The organism is Fusobacterium ulcerans (assembly GCF_003019675.1).
Classification (GTDB): Bacteria; Fusobacteriota; Fusobacteriia; order Fusobacteriales; family Fusobacteriaceae; genus Fusobacterium_A; species Fusobacterium_A ulcerans.
In genome coordinates this window covers 608,103-631,995 of sequence record NZ_CP028105.1, presented here as the reverse complement: position 1 = coordinate 631,995, position 23,893 = coordinate 608,103, and the positions used below count along the sequence as shown (strand labels likewise).

Sequence of the window (23,893 nt, the reverse complement as noted above, 5' to 3'; positions counted from 1 at the left end):
GATATGAGAGAAAAAATCGTAGAGTTATTAAAAAATACTAACGAAAGAATAATTGGACAAGATAGATATGTAAACTCGGCAGTCCTTATTGCCATAGCTGAACTTGATAAAAAAGAATATATAGTTCTGGAGAAAAGGGCAATTGAAATAAGGCAGGGAGGAGAGATTTCTCTTCCAGGTGGAAAATGTGATAAAAAAGACAAAAATTCTGAAGAAACAGCAATAAGAGAAACGATAGAGGAATTAGGAATACCTAGAGAAAAAATTGAAATATCTGGAAAATTAGGAATACTTGTAAATCCTTCAGGAATGATATTGGAAGTATATGTAGGATTTGTCAGACTGGAAAATAGAGAAGATATCAAGTATAATAAAGATGAAGTGGAAAGAGTAATCTTTGCACCAATTGAATTTTTTTTGAAAAATGAGCCTAGAATAGAAAAAATTGGAATAGAAAATGTTCCTCAATTTTCATCTGAGGAGCTTGGACTGCCAACGAGATATCATGGACCTTGGCAGGGAAATCCAAGAGAAGTATATTTTTATAATTTTCATGGAGACATAGTCTGGGGAATGACAGCAGAAATCATATTGGATTTTATAAAAATGTTGAGAAAAGATATGGAGGTAGTTAAATGATTTTAAGCAAGGAAACCGCAGCAAAACTTATAGAGGAGTTAAAATTACAAGGCAAAAAAGTAGTATTTACAAATGGATGTTTTGATATCCTTCATGTAGGACATTTGAGATACTTGAATGAGGCAAAGAGACAGGGAGATATATTGATAGTAGGAGTTAATTCAGATGCTTCTGTAAAGCAGCTGAAAGGACCTACAAGACCTATAAATAATGAAATAGACAGAGCTGAAATGCTTTCAGGATTAAAAGCTGTAGATTTTACAGTTATATTTGATGAGCTGACGCCAATAGAGACATTAGATAAATTAAAACCATCTATCCATGTAAAAGGGGGAGACTATGATAAAAATACTCTTCCTGAGACTTCAACAGTAGAAAAAAATGGTGGAGAAGTTAGAATTCTTTCTTTTATAGAAGGAAAATCAACTACAAATATTGTAAATAAGATACAGTTTAAAGATGGAGGAGAAAATGAAAAAAATAATGAGCTTTAAGGAGCTTGACACTTTAGCAGAAAAACTTTCTGATTATGCTGAAGAAAATACTACTATAGCTCTCATAGGAGATCTTGGTACAGGAAAAACTACATTTACTAAAACTTTTGCTAAAAAATTAGGTGTAGAAGAAAGCCTGAAAAGTCCTACTTTTAACTATGTACTTGAATATTTCAGTGGAAGACTTCCCCTATATCATTTTGATGTGTACCGTTTATCTGAAGCAGAAGAAATATATGAGGTAGGGTATGAGGATTATCTTAACAGTGGAGGAATAGTCCTGATAGAATGGGCAGACATAATAAAAAGCGAGCTTCCAAAAGAATATATTGAAATAAAATTATTCTATCATGGAGATGAAACTCGTGAAATAGAATTGAGTTATGTGGGAAATCCTGCAAAAGAGAAGGAGATGTTGAAGTATGTTGATTTTAGCAATTGATACTGCTACAAAAATAGGAAGTGTAGCTTTGTATGAGGATAAAACTGGAATAATAGGAGAAATAAACTTATATGTAAAAGTGAACCATTCAAATGTCATAATGAAGGCTGTAGATTCCCTATTTGATTTATCTGGATATACTATAAAAGATGTTGATAAAATAGCTGTAACAACAGGGCCTGGATCTTTTACAGGAATAAGAATAGGAGTGGCAATAGCTAAAGGACTTGCATATTCTTTGGAAAAACCAATCATTGGAATAAATGAATTAGATGTTTTAGCTGAGACAGGGGAAGAAAGAGAAGGGTTAATTGTTCCTCTTATTGATGCAAGAAAAGAGAGAGTATACTATTCTCAATATAAATATGAAAATAGAAAATTAGTTAGAAAAGAAGAATATAAAGATGGAGAATTAAGAGATATACTTGAAAAATTAAAAGGAGAAAAGGTTGTATTTATAGGAGATGGAGCTATAGTGAACCAAGAACTTATAAAAGAGATTATGGAAGAAGACAATATTGTATTCTCTAAAGCAAACTCTATACCAAGAGCAGCTATGGCGGCTCAAATAGCTTTGCATCATGAAGATGACAACATATATACACTGGAACCTTTCTATTTAAATAAATCACAGGCAGAGAGAGAAAAGGAAGAAAGAGAAAAAAAGAATAATTAAAATATAAATAGATGACTGAAAAGTTAGAGTAAATTTTAGAGCTTTGAAAATTAATGGTAAATATTTCTACTGAAAAAGTTTTAAAATTATATTTCTAAATTATGGGTCATCTTTTTTCATATTGTATGAATGTTAGTTTTGTAATAATTACAATTGAAAAAAAGAATTTAATGTGTTAAAATTAGAAAAAGGGTATATAGCAGGAAAGGGAGGAGAATATGGAAATGAAAAAATGGAGATGTACAATATGTGGAGAAGAATTTGAAGGAGAGAATCCACCAGAGGTATGTCCTGTATGCAATGTAGGAAGTGAATTTTTTGAAGAAGTAAAAGCTGAAGAAAAAACAACACCTTCTATAAATAGAGATGAAAAGAAAAAAGTTATTTCAGGAAAAGCATGGAAATGTACAGTATGTGATGAAATATTTCCTGATGGTGAAGTGCCTGATACCTGTCCTGTGTGTGGAGTAGGAAAAGAACTTTTTGAAGAAATAGAGATTAAACCAGTTTCAGAAACAAGCTGGAAGTGTACAGTATGCAGTGAAGTAATAGATGGAGAAGAGTGCCCAGCTGTATGTCCTGTATGTGGAGCAGGAAAAGAAGCCTTTATAAAAATAGAAAATAAAAAAGAAGAGAATTTAAATAAAGAGGAAAAAGTAATTATAATTGGTGGAGGAGTAGCCGCAGTATCAGCAGCAGATGCTGTGAGAAGTAAAAATAAACTGGCAGATATTCAAATTATAGGAAAAGAAAGTGTAATGCCATATTATAGAACTATGTTGACAGAGCATCTTTATGCTGATATGCCAGAAGAAAAATTGAAAATAAAAAAAGATAAATGGTATGAGGAAAAAAATATAAAGATAACTATAGGAGATGCAGTGAAATCTGTATCAGCTAAGGATAAAAAAGTAACTTTAGAAAGCGGAAAAGAGTACTTATATGATAAATTGATATTGGCTACTGGATCAGAATGTTTTATCCCGCCTATAAAAAATGCTTCTTTAGATGGAGTTTTTACTATTAGAAGTATGAAAGATACAGAAAATGTAAAAGAATATGTAAAGAAATGTAAAAGAGCAGTTGTTATTGGTGGAGGAGTTCTTGGACTGGAGGCAGCATGGGGACTGAAAGAGCTGGGAATGGAAGTTTCAGTAATAGAAATGATGCAGAGAATTTTACCTAGACAGCTAGATGAAAAAGGATCTAAAATATTAGAGCAGGCAATAGTGCGTTCAGGAGTAAAGGTATATAAAGGTGTAGTTGTTGATCATTTGGAGGGAGAAGGAAAAGTATCTTCTGTTGTTCTTGAAAAAGGAGAACATATTATGGCAGATTTAGTAGTTATAAGTGCAGGAATACTTCCTAATAAACAACTAGCTGTGGATATGGGGCTTCAAACTGGAAGAGGAATAATCGTAAATGAAAAAATGGAAACTTCTGAAAAAGATATTTATGCTTGTGGAGATGCAGCAGAATATGAAGGAAAAGTAATAGGACTTTGGCAGATAGCTATGGAACAGGGAAAAACAGCAGGAATAAATGCAAGTGGAGATAGTGCTGTTTATAAGGAACAAATTCAGCCGCTTAATTTTGATGGAATGAATATCAAACTTATTTCTATCGGTTTGATTGGAAATGGAAAAGAGTGTGAAGAGTTTATTGAAGATATAGACACTAAAAAAAGTATTTATAAAAAATTATATTTTGAGGAAAATAAGCTAAAAGGTGCTATATTGATAGGAGATGTTTCAAAAGGTATCACAATAATAAAAAGTGTCAGAGAAAACACTGAAAAGAACATTCTTTTAGGAAAGCTATACTCTTAAAAAAACTTGATTTTTCCTGAATAAATTTGTACAATATATTAAGTATGTATGATATAATAGTATGGATTTGCAGATAAGAATTTTCTTAAAGCAGGGAGGATAAATAGTGAGCAGTTTAATCAATCTGAATGAGATTACTTTTAAAGAAGAAGTTATAAATAATAAAGGGATTGTAATTGTGGATTTTTGGGCTGAATGGTGTGGACCTTGCAAAGTGCTTGCTCCAATTTTAGAAGAAATTTCTGAAGAGGGAAAAGTAAAGATATACAAAGTTAATGTTGATGAAAATCCAAGCTTGGCAGGACAATTTGGAATAAAGAGTATCCCAACGATGGTAGTTTTTGAAAATGGGATAAGAGTAGACCAGGTAGTTGGATTAAGACCTAAAGAAGAAATAAAAGAAAAGCTAGCTGCATATTAATTAGATATTTTAAAGAGACTGTTGTTTTCTAAAAGGACAGTCTCTTTTTCTTTAAATAAAATATTGCTCTGTTATTCTAATTTGTTCATATTTGTGATATAATTATTTCAAACATTAATTAAGGAGAAGGATTGAGATTATGAGGAGAAAAATTTATCTTACAGCAGCATATATTATAATTTCTTTAAATATTCTGGGAATGAGTAGTGTTCCCACGGGAAATATTAACAACACCAGTGACAGAATATTAGGTGGAGCTGATGAGATAGAAGTTGACCTTCTTAATGATACAGTTACTTCTCAAAGTGGTGTTAATGTAAAGTATGGAGATTTAAAATTAAAAGTTTTTGATATGCAGAGAGATAAAGAAAAAAATAGAGCGTATCTTAAAGGGAACATAATAACACAGGTAGATCAGCCTACAGGTATACTTAAATTAGAGTCAACCAATGGAGATGTATCTTTAGATGGAGACCAAGGAGTTTTTTACAATAACTTTGGATATCTTGAAATTGGAAAGGTAACTGGAGGAGAAGCACCAAATGATAAAATATATTTTGGTGGAAAAGTATTTGAATATGCAAATGGAAATCTTTATATAAATAATGGATGGCTGACAACTGACTACAATGTAGTTGAAACAGCAGATCCAAATCAAGCAGGATATCATCTTCTTTCTAAGGAAATAATAGTTGAGCCAGATAAACAGCTTACTTTAAAAGGGAGTGACCTATACTTAGGGGATAATGATATTTTTCCTTTCAGTATACCATGGTATAGAGTTAATATAAGACAGGATTCAGAAGTTCCTTTATTCCCAGAATGGGGAACAAAAGATTACTATGGATGGCAGACTTCATGGGGAGTTCTTTATGGAGATAAAGACAGTAAATTTAAAGGAGGATTTGCTCCTAAATTTGCTGATCAAATGGGACTATTAATAGGAAGATGGGAAAACTGGTATAAAACAGATAAATTTGGAACAGCAAAATTAAATATAGATGATGCTCTGATTTGGTCAAAAGCTGATAATAAAGAAAAATATAATGACCCTGTTGATTATGAGGAAAAAAATAAAAGATATAGACTGAATTATTCTCATGAATATAATGGTGAAAAGGGAATTTTACAATTTAATGCTATCAATGGAACATATAATATGATTCCTAAGTTGGAAGATATAATAACTGACTATGAGGGAAATGGAAGATTCTTAAATAATACCAGACCAAAACTTGATTCTACAATAAGTTTCTTCTCAATGAATTCAGACTTAAAGGAATTGGGACCAGATAAAGATATAACATTGAAAACCAGATTAAAATTGACTGATGATAAGGAAGCTTATGCTCTTATGGTCTATGATGATATAGATGATATAGACTATGGAAGTAATATAGATAATGATCTTTATTCACAGATTGAATTGTATAAAGATAACAGCAGATACAGAGTTGGTGGATATTATAATTATTTATATGACATGGACCCAGGTTCAACATTAAAAGATACACAGTCAAGAGCTGAAGATTTTGGATTTGAATTTTTTGAAAAGAAAAATAATATAGGATTTAGCTATGATGAAAAAAATGGGGATAAATTTAGAAAACTAGGACTATGGGAGAGAGATCCAAACTTAGATTCTATGATTCAATACAACAGTCTTTTAGGAGGAAACTTCTACTATAAATATAATCCAAGTACAATCAGAGAATATTCTCAATATGACAGCAGAGATTTGAGAGTATCTTTTGGTGACTATGATTTCTGGGGAGACTACAGAATAAAAGCTGGATATAACATCAATGAACATGAAAGAAAGCTTGATTTGATGGATGATCCTTTAAGAGAAAAGGTTGTAAAGGGATCTAATGAAAGAGATAAAGAGTACAATAGATTTGAAAATATAATATACAGCGATTTCAGAGAAGAAAGAGCATATGTAGATTTCTATAATGATACTACTAAATTTACCTTTGCAACTGGACAGACAAAGGAAAAATTCTGGGATAGAGATGGAATCTATTATGAACCGGCTTTTTCAGTTAATTCATACAGACAATATGTAAATGAGTCTAAATTCTATGAATTTGGAGCTGAAAGAAATGAAATACCTCTTGGAGCTTTTGGAGAATTAGCACTATTTGGTGGTGTGAGATATGATAAGTATGATAAAGGATATAACCCATATACTAGACATTATACAAATGGGGAAGATTCAACTCTTAGAACTCAATTAAAACTTAATCATACAATACAGCTTTTTGATAATACAGACAACAAAAATAGAAAAATGGATTTTGCTTTAAGTAATGATTTGAATCTTTTCTATCAAAGATATGATTATGATTCTGGAGATGTTAAATTTGGTACTGCCTATAATGATATTAGAAAGAAAACTATGAACCCTGAAGATATCAGATTAAAAAACAAAGATAATATCTATGAAATTAAAGATACTATCAATGCAATGATAGGCAATACAGAAACAGCATATAACATTGAATATAAGAGAAGAGAAAATCCTGCTGACACAAGCGAGCTTAATGGGCAGACATTTAAAAATGATGTAAACTTTAAAATTGATGATAGACAATCACTATCATTGAACTATGGACAGGATAGACAATACACAAGTGAAAATGAAAGAGACAGAAACTACAATGATTTAACTTTCAGAAATTATGGAGCAGTATATAACTATGAAGGACATAGATTATCTTATCAAAATCAGGGAATAGATTCTAAAATATGGGATATGAAAAATGTAGATAATGCTAAAGAAAAAATCAGAGCAAATACATATGCATATCAATATTCTTTTGGAGACAATAGACTAGGATTTGATTTCAGTCAAGGTACAGATGTAAGAAGAAATTATACACATGATCTTAAAGAAATAGATGTAGATAATAAAATCTATGGAGTTTCATTTTTAGATGGTGGAGATGTAGAAAATTATTATAGAGTTACATATGAAGATTATAAGCATAAAGAAGATGGAGCAAAAGTACTTTTAACAGATGGAAGAATTAGAAACATTAATAATTCAGATGTATTGTCATTTACCTATGAATACAGAGATAAAAGATTTACAGATGAAGAATTAAAAAAATATGCTGAGCTTGAATTTAATAAAGATTCTAATCAGCTGACACAGGCAGAACTTTACAGAGTAAGGGATATCTTGAGAGATAGAGAAAGAAATAGTGTAAATTTCAATCTTAACAGTATAATGTATGATAGATTTAATAGTCTTGGAGATTACAAACGTAACTTCAAGATACATCTTATGATGCAGAGAAATGAGGCAAGATATGATAAAACTGGAGATTTATGGGATTCTCTAGAAGAAGTAAAAGCGAGAATATTCTATTCTCAAAATAGAGTTGGATTTGGATACGAAGTGGAAGAAAATTCAGGATGGAACAGTGGAAGCTGGGATAGATTGAATAGAGAGCATAAAGTAAGTCTGATGGCAAAAATTGGGAAACCAAGTGAAGGATGGAATGTAAAAACTTATGCTAAATTTTATGAGAACTTTAAAGATACTTCTAGTAAGAACAGAAGAAAAAGTTCACTTGATGGTTTAGGAGTAGAAATAGGTAAAGAGTTTGGATATTATGAATGGGCGGTAGCTTATGAGAGAGAATATGATCTAGGAACAAGAGATTATGAGTGGAGAGTAGCTCTTCAATTTACATTACTTGCATTCCCAGACAAACCTATATTTGGTCTTGGAGCAGATACAGATGCTAAGCAAAAAACAAGCCCTCAAACTTACTTATTTGATGGATTGAAACCACAAGATATAGTAGATTAAAAATTTGAATGTATATAAATAGGAGGAAATTATGAAAGTAGAATTACCAAGCGGAGATATAAAAGAATTTGAAGGGCAAGTTAATATGTTTGAAGTAGCAAAGAGTATCAGCAACTCTTTAGCAAAAAAAGCAGTAGCTGTTAAAATAGATGGAACACTAATGGATATGGCAACAATTTTAGACAGAGATGCAAAAGTAGAATTTATACCAGCTGACAGTGAAGAGGGAGAAGAGGTAATAAGACACTCAACAGCTCACTTGATGGCTCAAGCTGTTATCAGATTATTCCCAGGAACAAAAGTAGCAATAGGACCAGCTATAGAAAATGGATTCTATTATGACTTTGATCCAAAGGAGCAGTTTACAGAAGAAGATTTAGTAAAAATTGAAGCTGAAATGAAGAAAATAGTAAAAGAAAATGAAAAAATTGAAAGAGTTATGATGACTAGAGAGGAAGCTATAGAGCACTTTGAAAAATTAGGTGAAATCTATAAAGTGGAAATCATAAAAGAAATAGCTCAAGGAGAAATACTTTCTTTCTACAAACAGGGAGAATTTATGGATCTATGTAGAGGACCTCATGTACCTTCTACATCATACTTGAAAGCTTTCAAATTAAAATCAGTTGCTGGAGCTTATTGGAGAGGAGACTCTAACAATAAAATGCTTCAAAGAATATACGGATTTGCTTTCTCTGATGAAGCTAAATTAAAAGCTTATTTAACTCTATTAGAAGAAGCGGAAAGAAGAGACCATAGAAAATTAGGAAAAGAATTAGATTTATTCTTTGTAAGCGAATATGGACCAGGATTCCCAATATTTCTTCCAAAAGGAATGGTTATAAGAAATACTCTTATAGACCTTTGGAGAAGAGAGCATACTCTTGCTGGATATCAGGAAATCACTACTCCAATAATGCTTAATAAAGAATTATGGGAAATTTCAGGTCACTGGTTTAATTATAGAGAAAATATGTATACTTCAACAATAGATGAGACTGAATTTGCTATAAAACCTATGAACTGCCCAGGTGGGATCTTAGCATATAAATATCAATTACATTCATATAAAGATTTCCCAATCAGATGTGGAGAATTAGGAACAGTTCACAGACATGAATTTTCAGGAGCTTTACATGGACTTATGAGAGTAAGATCATTCACTCAGGATGATGCTCATATATTTATGACTCCAGATCAAATAGAAGAAGAAATCATTGGAGTAGTTGAACTGATAGATAAATTCTACAGCAAACTATTCGGATTTGAATATCATATTGAATTATCAACTAAACCAGAAAAAGCAATTGGTTCAAATGAAATATGGGAAAAAGCAGAAGCTGCACTTGCTGGAGCTCTTGATAAAATTGGAAAACCATATAAATTAAATCCTGGAGATGGAGCTTTCTACGGACCTAAATTAGACTTCAAAATCAAAGATGCTATTGGAAGAACTTGGCAATGTGGAACTATCCAGTTAGACTTCAATCTTCCTGAAAGATTTGATATCAGCTATATTGGAGAAGATGGTGAAAAACATAGACCAGTAATGATTCACAGAGTTGTTTATGGTTCGATCGAAAGATTTATCGGAATCCTTATTGAACACTTTGCAGGAGCTTTCCCATTATGGTTGGCACCTACTCAAGTAAAAATATTAACTATCAATGATGAAGTAGTTCCTTATGCTAAAGAGATATTTAAAGCTCTTCAAGAAAGAGGAATCAGAGCAGAAATTGATGACAGAGCAGAATCTATTGGATATAAAATCAGAGAAGCTAACGGAAAATATAAAGTTCCTGTACAGCTTATTTTAGGTAAAAATGAAGTTGAAAACAGAGAAGTGAATATAAGAAAATTCGGTTCTCAACAACAAGAATCTATGAAGCTGGATGAATTCTTAGATATTATTGTAGATGAAGCTAAAATAAGATTTGACAAATAGTTCACAGTAAAAGCCTTGACTTGTTCAGGGCTTTTATTTTTTTAAAAATAATTTTTTTACTCTAATATGTCTAGTTATATTGAAAAAATATCATAAATATGGTAAAATTTTTAGATTGAGATACCTTTTTTTATTTGATGTCGGAGGAAGAAAAATTTATGATAAAAATATATACTGCTCCTATTGCAGGAGTTACAGATTATACATATAGAGGAATTTTAAAAGAATTTAAACCAGATCTTTTATTTACAGAAATGGTAAGTATAAATGCTTTGGAGGTTGCTTGTGAAAAAACTCTCAAAGTTATTTTAAGATTGAGAGAAGGAGATTCTGTACAGCTTTTTGGTAAAGATATAAAAAAGATGGTAGAAAGTGCAAAATTTGTAGAGAGTCTTGGAGTAAAACATATAGATATAAATTCAGGATGTCCTATGAAAAAAATAGTCAACAATGGATATGGAGCAGCTCTTATGGAGCAGCCTGAACTTGTGAGAGCTATGCTTTCTGAAATGAGAAGCGCCTTAGATGATAAGACTGACCTCTCTATAAAAATAAGAGTAGGTTACAAGGAAAGTAAAAATCCTGTTGAAATAGCTAAAATAGCTCAGGAAACTGGATGTAAACATATAACAGTTCATGGAAGAACAAGAGAGCAGATGTATACTGGAAAAGCTGACTGGAGTCTTATAAAACAGGTAAAGGAAAGTGTAGATATTCCAGTAATAGGAAATGGAGATATATTTACTGCTGAAGATGCTAAAGAGAGAGTAGATTATTCAGGAGTAGATGGAATCATGCTTGCCAGAGGTATATTTGGAAATCCGTGGCTTATAAGAGATATCAGAGAATACTTTGAACATGGAAAAATTCTTCATCCAGTAACTGATATTGAAAAAATAGACATGGCTATTGAACACACTAGAAGAACTGAGATAGAACACCCAGAAAGACCATTTATTTTTGAACTTAGAAAACATTTATGCTGGTATTTAAAGGGAATAAGAAATACTGCTGAAATAAAAGACAAAATAAATCATACAGATAATTATAATGAAATAGTAGAACTTTTAAATAGAGTGAAAGATAATCTTCTTTCAGAACCAGAAATAGTAACTATGTAAGGAGTTGAGAAAGTGGCTGGAGATACGCCTTTAATGAGTCAGTACAAAGAAATAAAAGAACAGAATAAGGATAATCTTCTATTTTTCAGACTAGGAGATTTTTATGAAATGTTTTTTGATGATGCAGTGATAGCTTCTAAGGAACTAGGATTGACATTGACAAGCAGAAACAGAGAAAAAGGTCAGGATGTCCCCCTTGCAGGAGTTCCTTATCATTCAGTATCTTCTTATATAGCTAAACTGGTCAACAAAGGCTATAAAGTAGCAATATGTGAGCAGGTAGAAGATCCTAAAAGTGTTAAAGGAATAGTTAAGAGAGAGGTTGTAAGAGTTATAACCCCTGGTACAGTAATTGATACTGATTATCTTGATGAAAAAAGCAACAACTATCTTATGGGGATAAAAATAGATGGAAATAGAGGGGCGATAGCTTATGTGGATATTACAACTGGTGAATTTAAAGCAAGTGAACTGGAAGGGGAAGATATAATATTTAAGCTTTTGGGAGAGATAAATAAAACTGCTCCTAAAGAGATATTGCTTGAAGAGAGAACTTACGATAAATATTATAATGAATTAAAAAAACATAATTCTTTATCAGATGTAAATATAAGTAAAATAACTGAAAAAAGAAAATGCGAAGATTATTTGAAAGATTATTTTAAGGTAATATCACTGGAAAGTTTTGGACTGAAAGATAAAAAGATGGCTGTTACAATATCAGCGACTGTTTTAAACTATGTAGCAGAACTGCAAAAGGGAAAAGAGCTTCCTGTAAATAATATATTATACACTAGCAGTGAAAATATTATGGAGTTGAATATAACTACTCAAAAAAATCTGGATATAGTTGATAATTACAGAGAAAAAAATGGAGCAGGAACACTTTTATGGGTGATGGACGAATGTATGACTTCTATGGGAAGCAGACTCCTGAAAAAATTTATAAAAAATCCTCTTCTTGATATAGAAAAAATAAATGAAAGACAAAAAGATATAGCTTTCTTTATAGAAAATGTACTTCTCAGAGAAGAGGTCAGAGAAAGATTAAAAAATATATATGATATAGAAAGAATAATTGGAAAGCTTGTTCTTGAAACTGAAAATGGAAGAGATCTGATTTCATTAAAAATTTCTATAAAAAATTCATTGGAAATATTAAAGCTTTTACAGGGAAATTCTATATTTTCTATTGAAGTAAAAACTCTTATTGATATCTACAACTTGATAGAAAAAACTATTGTAGATGAGCCCCCTTTCTCAGTGAGAGAAGGAGGAATCATAAGACAGGGATATAATGAAATGCTTGATGAGCTTCATGGTTTATCAAAAGATGGAAAGGACTATATCCTTGAAATAGAAAATAGAGAAAGAGAAAGAACTGGGATAAAAGGGCTTAAAATAAAATACAATAAAGTATTTGGATATTTTATTGAAGTAACAAGAGCTAACTCTCATCTAGTACCAGCAGACTATATCAGAAAGCAGACTCTTGCTAATGCTGAAAGATACATAGTACCTGATTTGAAAGAGTATGAAGAAAAGGTATTAAATGCCAAAGATAAGATAGAAAATCTTGAATATCAGTTATTTAAAGAGGTATCCTATGAGATAAAAAGTCACAAAGGAATACTTCAGGATCTGGCATATAAGATAGCATATCTTGATGTTATGAGCAATTTGGCACATATAGCAATTAAAAATTCATATATTCAGCCTGAAATGCATGGTGGGAAGGAGATAGAAATAATTGCTGGAAGACATCCAATAGTGGAAAAGCTTATTCCTTCAGGAGAATATGTAAAAAATAATATAGTGCTTGATGACAATAAAGAAATGATAATACTTACTGGACCTAATATGTCAGGAAAGTCTACTTATATGAAGCAGGTAGCTTTGATTATAATCATGGCTCATATGGGATCTTATGTACCAGCAAATTATGCTAAAATAGGATTGGTAGACAAGATATTTACAAGAATAGGTGCAAGTGATGATCTTCTTACAGGTCAGTCTACATTTATGCTCGAAATGAGTGAAGTGGCTAATATAGTTAATAGTGCAACTGACAGATCATTTATCATACTTGATGAAATAGGAAGAGGGACTTCTACATTTGATGGAATTTCAATAGCAACAGCTATTACAGAGTATATTCATGAAAGAATAGGAGCAAAAACAATATTCGCTACACATTATCACGAACTGACTCAGCTGGAAGATAAACTGGACAGAGCTGAAAACTATAGAATAGAAGTAAAAGAAAATGATAAGGAAATAGTTTTCTTGAGAGAGATAGTAAAAGGCGGAGCAGATAAGTCTTATGGAATAGAAGTAGCCAGACTTGCGGGACTCCCTAAAGAGATACTTGATAGATCAAAATCTGTACTGAAAAATTTAGAAGATAGAAAACAGATAATTGAGAAGAAACTAAAAGGAGAGCAGCTTATACTTTTTGGAACTCCTCAAAAAGAAGAACCAGTAGAAGAGGATAAAAATAATTTAAAAGGAAAAGAACTGACAAAAGAACAAAAAATAGTTATGAGAGTACTAGAAGAATTGGATCCTAATGGAATGACACCTTTGGAAGCACTATTAAAGCTTAATGAGCTGAAAAAAATATTAAATAGGAGTTAACTATGAATAAAAAGAAAATCTATATAATTATTTTTGCAGTTATAATAATATTAGGTTACCTGAACTATTTTAAAGATGAAAGTGATCTTTCAGATGTAAAAAAAGCTATAGAAACTACTAATGTTACTTATGATAGTGAAGATTATCACGTTGAGGCTGATAAGCAGGTAGATTATGTAGATGATAATGAAACAAACTTTGAAAAAGCAAAGGCTCTAGTAAAAGATATGGTACTTAGTGGGGATAATGTATTTATTGATAAAGTAAGAAACCTTGCATTGAAAAATAATATACTTGGAGTTAGTCCAAATGGGTGGAAATTCAATACAGAAGCAGCTCATTATGATAAACTGAAGGATGAAATAACATCTGATGCTGGAGTAACAGCAGAAAATGATGAGAAAAAAGTAAAAATTTCAGGAAAAAATTTCATAACAGACAGTAAAATGAGTTATATAGAATTGAAAGATAATGTAGTTCTGGAAAATGAGAAAATAAAACTGAAAGGAGATATTGGGAGATACAGTGATGCTAATAAGATAGTTACTCTTTCAGGAAATATAGTTATTGATGGGGCAGATGAGCAAAATGCTAAAATATCTGGAAATTTTCTTAACTTGAAATATTCAATAAATGATAAAATTCTTGAAGCATGGGAACCTTATGATGTAACATATAATGGAGCTGAATTATCAGCAGGAAATCTGTGGTACCAAGATGGTACAGAGGCGTTTTTAATTACTAAAAATGTAATGATAGAAACTAATGGATACAAGATATATGTTGATAAAATACAAAGAGAAGCCAACAGCAATATAGTTAAGTTTTTTGGAAAAATAACTGGAAGCAATGGAGTATATTCTTTTTCTGGAAAAGAAGCAGTATATGATATAGCTACAGAAGAACTGACTTTTTATGGGGATGTAAAAATGACATCAACAAAAGGTGAAGAGCTTATAGCAGATAAAATAGTATATAATAATGCTACTAAATTTATAACTGCCTATGGAACAAATAGAGATGCAGTGTATATTTCAAATAATGGAGAATTAAGAAGCAGGGAATTTAGATATAACAATGAAACAAAGGAAATGTTTGCTGATAAAAAGTATGATTACAAAAGTCAGAAATATGACAGTGTTGGAGATAAGTTCTATTTTAATGATATAACAAAAGATGGATATATAGTAAATGGAACTATGTATGACAAAATCAAAAAACAAACTGCTAAAGGTAAAAGAATGGATTTCAATACAGAAGCACAAATATATAAAGTAAAAGAAAATGCTGTATTTGAGAATCAAGACTATAGATTAGAAAGCAATGATATAACATATAATGGAGCTACTGGTAAAGTAGAAACTCCAAATAAATATAAAGTGACAGCTTTAAAAGATGGAACATCTTTTACAGGAATTGGAGCTGTATATGATGAAAATACTGGGGAGCTTGTAAGTAATGGAACAATAAATGCTGCTGGAAGAAACTTTGTTGCCAGTGGAGAGAATCTTACATACAATAATAAAAATGGAACAGGAGAACTTCAAAGTAAAATTTCATTTAAAAATACAGAAAATGGAACTACTGTAACTGGGGATAAACTCTTATTCCAAAAAGATAATTATATGGAGCTAATTGGAAATCTTGTAATAAATAGTGAAAAAATAGTAGCAAAATCAGCAAGAGGAAAGTATAATTTAAAAGATGAAAAAGTATATATACCTGAAACTATAAATTTTGAAAGTCATGATAAAGCTACATCAGGAACTATGTCAAATGGAGTATTTGATGTAAAATCTTCAGTATTTACTGGAGATAATTTTAAAGGTAAAAATGTAGAAAACGATATAAAAAGTGACAAAATGAAATATTTTACAAATGAAGATAAGGTAGAATTCGGAAAAAATACTGTGATAGTAACTCCAGAAAGCAGATTGAGAGGAAATAGACTTGACTACAATCTTAAGACTGAAGTAGTTGTTTCTCCTGAAAAATATACAATAGATTATGGAGATTTTACTATAATCGGAAGTGAAGGAACTTTTGATAATAAGCAAGGATTATTAAAAAGTACAAATGCAGATATAACTTCTAAGTCTGGAGATAGATTCAAATCAGATATAGCTGATGGAAATATGAGAGAGATGAGAATAGATTTCATAGGGAATGCAAAAGGAAACATGATGCATCAAGGAAAACGTACAGATTTTACAGGAGATTTTGCAAGAGTTTACTTTAAAAATGATGGTGGATACAAAGCAATAAGAAGTGAAATCAAAAAAAATGCAGTGTTTATTCAAGAAGATAAGAAGCTTCAATCTGATTATATTGAAGCAGATATAGAAAGAAATCTTGTTTTCTCAAGAGATAATACAAAATTAACAGTAACTGATGCTAAAAATGGAAATACAGTTGTAACTTCTGATACTGCTGAAATAGATATTAATAAAGATATAGCTACTTTAGTAGGAAATGTTTATATTGAGAATAAAAACCCAGAACAGGGAATAACTATTATTACTGCTGAAAAGGGAATAGTCAGACAAAAAACTGGTATACTTGATCTTATGGGAAATGTAAAAATTGAAAATAAAGATTCCATAATAGAAGCAGATGAAGGTACTTATGATATGAACACAAGAAAAGTAAAAGCAAGAGGACATGTATTTATAAACCATAAAAATAATTAAGGAGGAGCTAATGAGAAGTTTAGTAGCTCAAAATCTTTGTAAAAGCTATAAAAAAAGAACAGTAGTGGATAATGTCAGCCTTGAAGTAAATAAGGGAGAGATAGTGGGGCTTCTTGGACCTAACGGAGCAGGAAAAACGACTACTTTCTATATGATAACAGGAATAATAAAGCCTGAAAGCGGTAAAGTTTACTGTGACAATGCTGATGTAACAACTTATCCTATGTTTAAAAGAGCCAATCTTGGAATAGGATATCTGGCACAGGAGCCATCTGTTTTTAGAAATCTTACAGTAGAGGAAAATATAGCAGCAGTTCTTGAGATGAAAGGAATAGCTCCTAAAGAACAACAGGAAATAATTGAAAAGCTTATGGAAGAGTTCAAACTTACTCATGTAAGAAAATCTTTAGGTTATTCACTCTCTGGAGGAGAAAGAAGAAGAATAGAGATAGCCAGAACAATAGCAAATAACCCAAGCTTTATACTTCTGGATGAACCCTTTGCTGGGGTTGACCCAATAGCAGTTGAAGATATACAGCAGATAATAAGATATTTGAGAAATAGAGGATTGGGAATACTGATAACTGACCACAGCGTAAGAGAAACATTGCGTATTACAGAGAAGGCATATATAATGGCAAATGGAAAAGTTTTGATCAGTGGTACGCCAGAAGAAATATCTAATGATGAAACAGCAAGAAAAATTTATTTAGGTGAAAAGTTTAAATTAGATTAAATTTTAAATAGTTGGAGGAGAACATGTTAACAGGAAATCAAATTAGAAAAGAGTTTATTGAGTTTTTTGAAGCAAAACATCATAAACACTTCGAAAGTGCATCACTTATTCCTGATGATGCAACTTTATTACTAACGGTAGCAGGAATGGTTCCTTTTAAGCCATATTTTTTAGGACAGAAGGAAGCACCATATCCAAGAGTAACTACTTATCAAAAATGTATCAGAACAAATGACCTTGAAAATGTTGGAAGAACAGCAAGACACCACACATTCTTTGAAATGCTTGGAAATTTCTCTTTTGGAGATTATTTCAAAAAAGAAGCGATAGAATGGTCTTGGGAGTTTGTTACTGAGGTATTAAAAATAGATAAAGATAAACTTTGGGTATCAGTATTTACAACAGATGATGAAGCGGAACAGATCTGGATAGAAAAATGTAATTTTCCAAAAGAAAGACTTGTAAGACTTGGAGAAGATGAAAACTGGTGGGCAGCAGGACCTACTGGATCATGCGGACCTTGTTCAGAAATTCATGTGGATTTGGGACCAGCTTATGGTGGAGATGAAAACTCTAAACTTGGTGATGAAGGAACAGATAATCGTTTTATTGAAATATGGAACCTTGTATTTACTGAATGGAACAGAATGGAAGATGGAAGCCTTGAGCCTCTTCCTAAGAAAAATATAGATACGGGAGCTGGACTTGAAAGAATAGCTGCTATGGTGCAAGGAAAATCAAATAACTTTGAAACAGATCTTTTATTCCCATTGGTAGAGGAAGCAGTAAAACTTACTAACTCGCAATATGGAAGAGATGAGGAAGAAAACTTCTCATTAAAAGTAATAACAGACCATTCAAGAGCAGTTACTTTCTTGATCAATGATGGAGTTATACCATCAAACGAAGGAAGAGGATATGTTCTGAGAAGAATATTGAGAAGAGCAGTAAGACATGGAAGACTTTTAGGACAATCAGAGTTATTCCTATATAAGATGGTTGATAAAGTAGTAAGTATGATGGAAAATGCTTATCCAGATCTTAGAAGTAATATTGATCATATTAAAAAAGTTGTAAAAATAGAAGAGGAAAAATTCTCTCGTACTCTTGATCAAGGTATGCAGCTTGTAAATCAGGAAATTGAAAAATTAAAAGCAGCAGGAATTACTAAACTTGATGGAGAAGTTACATTTAAACTTTATGATACATACGGATTCCCATATGAGCTAACTGAAGAAATATGTCAGGAAAAAGAGATAGAAATATCTAAAGAAGAATTTGAAGCAAAAATGACTGAGCAGAAAGAAAAAGCAAGAGCTGCCAGAGAAGTTGTAATGGAAAAGGGACAAGACAGTTTTATCGAGGAGTTCTATGATAAATATGGAGCTACTGAATTTACTGGATACACAACTCTTAAAGATACAGGAAAACTTTTAAGTGCAAGAGATGGAAAAGATGGCAAGAAACTTATGATATTTGATACAACTCCATTCTATGGTGAGTCTGGAGGACAGGCAGCAGATATTGGTATTATTACTGGAAATGGATTTGAAGGTAAAGTTATAGATGTTCAAAAACAAAAAGGAATATTTACACATACTGTTGAAGTATTAAAAGGAACTCCAATTGAAGGAGAGGAATATTTCTTAGAAGTTGATGAAGCTAACAGAATGGCAACAGCTAAAAATCATACAGCAACTCATCTGCTTCATGAAGCATTGAGAGAAGTATTAGGTTCTCATGTACAACAGGCAGGGTCATTTGTAAATGGGGAAAGATTAAGATTTGACTTTAACCATTATGAAGCTATGACTGGTGAAGAGCTTGAAAAAGTAGAAGAGTTAGTAAATGAAAAAATAGCTGAAGCTATAAATGTCTCAGTTGCTGATATGAGTATGGATGAAGCTAAAAAAGCTGGAGCTACAGCTCTATTTGGAGACAAATATGGAGATGTAGTAAGAGTAGTATCTGTAGAAGGATTCTCTATAGAACTTTGTGGAGGAACTCATATAGATAATATAGGTAAGATAGGATTATTTAAAATAGAAAGTGAAGCTGGTATTGCTGCTGGAATAAGAAGAATTGAAGCTGTAACTGGAAAAGGAGCATACAAAGCAGTTAAAAACATTGAAATGCTTCTAAAAAATGTAGAAAAAGTTGTAAAGTCTGATGAAGCTAATCTTCTGGACAGAGTTGAAAAAATGGTAGAAACAATTAAAGAAAACAGCAAAGAACTTGAAGAATTAAAAAGCAGATTTACTCAAATAGAAGCTCAGGCTTTAGCAGAAAATTCTGAGGTTATCAATGGAGTAACAGTTATCATGAAAACTTTTAAAACTACAACAGCTGATGATTTAAGAAAAATGGTCGATTATGTAAAAGATAAAATGGCTAATACAGTTGTAGTTTTAGCATCTGGAGCAGATAAAGCTATATTTGCTGCTGGAGTAACTAAAGAACTTACTTCTAAAGTAAAAGCTGGAAATCTTGTAAAAGAAGCTGCTGTAATCACTGGGGGAAATGGTGGAGGAAGACCTGACTTCGCTCAAGCTGGTGGAAAAGATGCAACTAAAATACAGGAAGCTATGAATGCAGTAAAAGAAACTTTAAAAAATTCTTTATAAGAGGTAATGAATGTATAAAAAATATATTTCCTTAGATGTGGGAGATGTGAGGATAGGAGTAGCGAAATCAGATATAATGGGGATAGTAGCTACTCCCCTTGAAGTAATAGACAGAAAAAAAACAAAAGCAGTAAAAAGAATTAAAGAACTTTGTATTCAAGAAAATACAAAAGCATTAGTAGTAGGTATCCCTAAAAGTCTGGATGGAACTGAAAAAAGACAGGCAGAGAAAGTCAGAGAGTTTATAGCTAAATTAAACAAAGAGATTGAAGGCTTGGAAATAATAGAAGTTGATGAAAGACTTACTACTGTGTCAGCAGACAGAATGCTGAATGAATCAAACAAAAAGGGCGCTTTGGAAAAGAGAAAGGTAGTTGATAAAATAGCTGCTGCTATAATACTTCAAACTTTCTTAGATACAAAAAGATAAACTAATATTTTGGAGGAGAAATGGGATCAAAATTATTAATGAGATTGTCTCTTGTTATAGTTGTGGTAATAGGAGCTATATGGCTTAGCTTTTTTAAACCAACTAAACTGGGACTGGACTTAAAAGGTGGAGTGTATGTAGTATTGGAAGCTGTACCAGACGAAGGGGTAACTCTTGATGATGCAGCAATGAACAGACTGATTGAAGTTCTGGACAGAAGAATAAATGGATTAGGGGTAGCAGAATCTCTTGTACAAAAAGCAGGAAGCAATAGAGTAATAATAGAACTTCCAGGAATAAGCAATACAGAAGATGCTATAAAAATGATAGGGAAAACAGCTCTATTAGAATTTAAACTTGAAAATCCAGATGGAACTTTAGGAGAAACTCTTCTAACTGGAGGAGCATTAAAGAAAGCAGATGTATCTTATGACAACTTGGGAAGACCTCAAATTCAATTTGAAATGAACCAAGAGGGAGCAGTAAGATTTGCTGAGATTACAAGAAATAACATAGGAAGAAAACTTGCTATCACACTAGATGGAAAAGTACAGACAGCTCCTATGATCAATTCAGAAATACCAAGTGGAAACGGAGTAATTACAGGAAACTATACTGTAGAAGAAGCAAAAGCAACAGCTACATTGCTGAATGCAGGAGCTCTTCCAGTAAAAGCTGAAATAGTTGAAACAAGAACTGTTGGAGCATCTCTTGGAGATGAATCAATAGCTCAAAGTAAACAGGCAGGAGTATTTGCAATGATGCTTATAGGAGTATTTATGATAGTATTCTACAGACTCCCTGGAATAGTTGCTGATATAGCTCTTGTAATATTTGGACTTATAACTTTTGGATGTCTTAACTTCATTGATGCAACATTAACTCTGCCAGGTATAGCAGGTCTTATCCTGTCAGCAGGTATGGCAGTTGACGCAAACGTTATAATTTTTGAGAGAATAAAAGAAGAACTTAGAATGGGAAATACAGTACGTAATGCTATAGATGCAGGATTCAGCAAAGGATTCGTGGCTATATTCGACTCAAACCTTACAACACTTATAATTACTGTTATTCTTTTTACTTTTGGAACTGGTCCTGTAAAAGGATTTGCTGTAACATTAACAATAGGTACATTGGCATCTATGTTTACAGCTATCACAATTACTAAGATAATTTTACTTACTTTCATTACAGTATTTAAATTAAACAGACCAGAATTATTTGGAGTTAGGGGGAAAACAGCATGCAAATAAAAATTATAGAAAATAGTAAAAAATTTGTAGGACTATCATTAGTTATTGTTGTTCTTTCTCTTGGAGCTTTTTTCACAAAAGGGCTTAACTATGGTATTGACTTCTCTGGAGGAAACTTATTCCAGTTGAGATTTGAAAACCCAATAACATTAAATGATATTAATAATAATTTAGATGAAATTTCTAAAGAGATAAATCAGGTAAATCCTAACAGTAGAAAAGTACAGATTTCTGAAGATAATACTGTTATCATAAGAACGCCTGAACTTACTGAAACAGAAAAAACAGAAGTTTTAGACAGTTTAAAAAAAATTGGAAACTTTGATGTAAATAAAGAAGAGAAAGTAGGAGCAAGTGTTGGAGAAGAACTAAAAACTTCAGCAATATATGCATTAGGAATAGGAGCTTTCCTTATAATCCTTTACATAACTTTCAGATTTGAATTTACATTTGCAGTAGCAGCAGTAGCAGCATTATTCCATGATCTGATTATAGCTGTTGGAGTAATTTCACTTTTAGGTTACGAAGTAGATACACCATTTATAGCAGCCATATTGACTATACTTGGATATTCTATCAATGATACAATAGTTGTATTTGACAGAATAAGAGAAAATATGAAGCGTAAGAATAAAATTTCTTTTGAAGCTTGTTTGGATAAAAGTGTAAATCAGGTAATGATAAGATCTATCAATACATCTGTGACTACATTATTTGCAATCATTGCTATACTTGTTTTTGGTGGAGACAGTTTAAAAACATTTATAGTAACTCTTTTGATCGGTATTCTTGCAGGAACTTACAGTTCAGTATTTATTGCAACACCATTGGTATATTTCCTAGATAAAAATAAAAAAGGACCAAATAAGGGACTTCATATTTTTGGAGAGGAAAAAAAGAAAGAGTCAAAGAATGAAGAAAAAATATTAGTTTAATAATAAAAGATAATATATAATATAAGAGGGCAGCTAAAAATGAAAAATTTTAAAGTCGCCCTCTATAAATTTAATTCATAATAGGAAAGGGAGCATAGAAAAAATGAGAGCTTGGTTAGAAATCGATATGGACAATTTAAAATATAATCTGAATAAAATTAAAGAATTGGTCCAAGGCACAAATGTATTAGGAGTAATAAAAGCTAATAGTTACGGGTTTGGAGCTATCGAAACAGCTAAAGAGCTTTCGAAAAATGGGGTAGAAATCTTTGGAGTAGCCTCTTTGGAAGAAGCAATGGAACTGAGAGAGGGAGGAATAGAAGAAGAAATCCTTATACTAGGTTCACTTTTTAATGATGAAATAGAAATAGCTGCTGAGAAAAATTTTCAAATAACTATAAGCAGCATGAGACAGATAGAATTTTTAGAGTCTAATAAAATAAATGCAGAAATACATATTAAAATAGATACAGGAATGGGAAGATTAGGTTTTACTCCTGAAAAAGGGAAAAAAGCTGTAGATTATTGTATAGAAAAAGGTATAAAAGCAGTTGGTATTTATTCACATCTTTCTGATGCAGATGGAATGAGTGATGAAGCATATAATTATACTAAAGAGCAGATAAATAAATTTAAAATATTTGAAGAGTATAAAAATATAAAATATATACATATTTTAAACAGTGGAGGAATCCTTAGATTCAATGATGGATTTAAAGGAAATCTGGTAAGAGCTGGTATATGTATGTATGGGATGTTGGGAAATGAAAGAATGCCAGGATTCAAAAGGGTTTTTACAATGAAGACAAGAATACTTTTTATAAGAACTCTTGAAGAGGATTCATATATATCTTATGGAAGAACTGTAAAATTGAAAGAGGGGGAAACATTTGCCACTCTTGCAATAGGATATGCTGATGGTATGAAAAAAGAATTTTCCAATAAAACATATGCTTTAATCGAAGGAGAAAAATGTCCAATAGTTGGGGAGATATGTATGGATATGTGCATGGTAAAGATACCAGAGTCAATTTTGAAAAAAATAAATATAGGTACTGAAGCAATTGTTATAAGAGATGATATAATAGAAGAAATAAATTCTGTACATAAATCAACTTGGGATATACTGACAGGAATAGGAAGAAGAGTATATAGAGTCTACAAAAAGAATGGTACTCCATATTTAATAACAAGATAA

17 protein-coding genes are annotated in these 23,893 nt (G+C 31.6%); all 17 read left to right on the top strand.

What is annotated here, in order from left to right:
• The first annotated feature begins 3 nt into the window (after positions 1–3).
• The 17 genes from C4N20_RS02925 to alr all read left to right on the top strand — a co-directional run bounded on the left by C4N20_RS02925 (position 4) and on the right by alr (position 23,893).
• The gene (locus C4N20_RS02925; protein WP_005981040.1) at positions 4–639 is read left to right on the top strand and encodes an NUDIX hydrolase; all 636 of its coding nucleotides are present in this window, start codon (positions 4–6) and stop codon (positions 637–639) included.
• Positions 636–1,133: a D-glycero-beta-D-manno-heptose 1-phosphate adenylyltransferase gene (gene rfaE2 / locus C4N20_RS02920; protein WP_005981042.1), complete on the top strand. Its 498-nt coding sequence runs from the start codon at positions 636–638 to the stop codon at positions 1,131–1,133. The genes C4N20_RS02925 and rfaE2 overlap by 4 nt, the downstream gene beginning before the upstream one ends.
• On the top strand, positions 1,111–1,575 hold the full coding sequence (gene tsaE, locus C4N20_RS02915; RefSeq protein WP_005981044.1) for a tRNA (adenosine(37)-N6)-threonylcarbamoyltransferase complex ATPase subunit type 1 TsaE: 465 nt from the start codon (positions 1,111–1,113) through the stop codon (positions 1,573–1,575). Before rfaE2 ends, tsaE begins: the two co-directional genes overlap by 23 nt.
• On the top strand, positions 1,556–2,251 hold the full coding sequence (gene tsaB / locus C4N20_RS02910) for a tRNA (adenosine(37)-N6)-threonylcarbamoyltransferase complex dimerization subunit type 1 TsaB (RefSeq protein WP_005981046.1): 696 nt from the start codon (positions 1,556–1,558) through the stop codon (positions 2,249–2,251). Before tsaE ends, tsaB begins: the two co-directional genes overlap by 20 nt.
• A gap of 218 nt (positions 2,252–2,469) precedes the next feature.
• Complete coding sequence (locus C4N20_RS02905) at positions 2,470–4,080, top strand: FAD-dependent oxidoreductase (RefSeq protein WP_005981048.1); 1,611 nt, start codon at positions 2,470–2,472, stop codon at positions 4,078–4,080.
• A 106-nt stretch (positions 4,081–4,186) separates the two neighbouring features.
• Complete coding sequence (gene trxA, locus C4N20_RS02900; protein ID WP_005981050.1) at positions 4,187–4,501, top strand: thioredoxin; 315 nt, start codon at positions 4,187–4,189, stop codon at positions 4,499–4,501.
• A gap of 139 nt (positions 4,502–4,640) precedes the next feature.
• Positions 4,641–8,324 carry an LPS-assembly protein LptD gene (locus C4N20_RS02895; RefSeq protein ID WP_005981052.1) on the top strand — a complete coding sequence of 1,228 codons (3,684 nt, stop codon included), beginning with the start codon at positions 4,641–4,643 and terminating at the stop codon, positions 8,322–8,324.
• A gap of 31 nt (positions 8,325–8,355) precedes the next feature.
• Positions 8,356–10,269, top strand: a complete 1,914-nt coding sequence (gene thrS, locus C4N20_RS02890; RefSeq protein WP_005981053.1) for a threonine--tRNA ligase — start codon at positions 8,356–8,358, stop codon at positions 10,267–10,269.
• A 158-nt stretch (positions 10,270–10,427) separates the two neighbouring features.
• A complete protein-coding gene (dusB, locus tag C4N20_RS02885) occupies positions 10,428–11,390 on the top strand; it encodes a tRNA dihydrouridine synthase DusB (protein WP_005981055.1) in 963 nt (320 codons plus the stop codon).
• 12 nt (positions 11,391–11,402) lie between these two features.
• On the top strand, positions 11,403–14,027 hold the full coding sequence (gene mutS / locus C4N20_RS02880; protein WP_005981057.1) for a DNA mismatch repair protein MutS: 2,625 nt from the start codon (positions 11,403–11,405) through the stop codon (positions 14,025–14,027).
• A gap of 2 nt (positions 14,028–14,029) precedes the next feature.
• Positions 14,030–16,717, top strand: coding sequence for an LptA/OstA family protein (locus C4N20_RS02875; RefSeq protein ID WP_005981059.1), 2,688 nt, complete (start codon positions 14,030–14,032; stop codon positions 16,715–16,717).
• A gap of 10 nt (positions 16,718–16,727) precedes the next feature.
• Entirely contained in the window at positions 16,728–17,453 is a 726-nt protein-coding gene (lptB, locus tag C4N20_RS02870) for an LPS export ABC transporter ATP-binding protein (RefSeq protein WP_005981061.1), read from the top strand.
• 23 nt (positions 17,454–17,476) lie between these two features.
• Positions 17,477–20,077 carry an alanine--tRNA ligase gene (alaS, locus tag C4N20_RS02865; RefSeq protein WP_005981063.1) on the top strand — a complete coding sequence of 867 codons (2,601 nt, stop codon included), beginning with the start codon at positions 17,477–17,479 and terminating at the stop codon, positions 20,075–20,077.
• 10 nt (positions 20,078–20,087) lie between these two features.
• Positions 20,088–20,507 carry a Holliday junction resolvase RuvX gene (ruvX, locus tag C4N20_RS02860; protein ID WP_005981065.1) on the top strand — a complete coding sequence of 140 codons (420 nt, stop codon included), beginning with the start codon at positions 20,088–20,090 and terminating at the stop codon, positions 20,505–20,507.
• A 20-nt stretch (positions 20,508–20,527) separates the two neighbouring features.
• A complete protein-coding gene (secD, locus tag C4N20_RS02855) occupies positions 20,528–21,760 on the top strand; it encodes a protein translocase subunit SecD (RefSeq protein WP_005981067.1) in 1,233 nt (410 codons plus the stop codon).
• Complete coding sequence (gene secF / locus C4N20_RS02850; protein WP_005981068.1) at positions 21,751–22,695, top strand: protein translocase subunit SecF; 945 nt, start codon at positions 21,751–21,753, stop codon at positions 22,693–22,695. Before secD ends, secF begins: the two co-directional genes overlap by 10 nt.
• Before the next feature lie 103 nt (positions 22,696–22,798).
• The gene (alr, locus tag C4N20_RS02845) at positions 22,799–23,893 is read left to right on the top strand and encodes an alanine racemase (RefSeq protein WP_005981070.1); all 1,095 of its coding nucleotides are present in this window, start codon (positions 22,799–22,801) and stop codon (positions 23,891–23,893) included.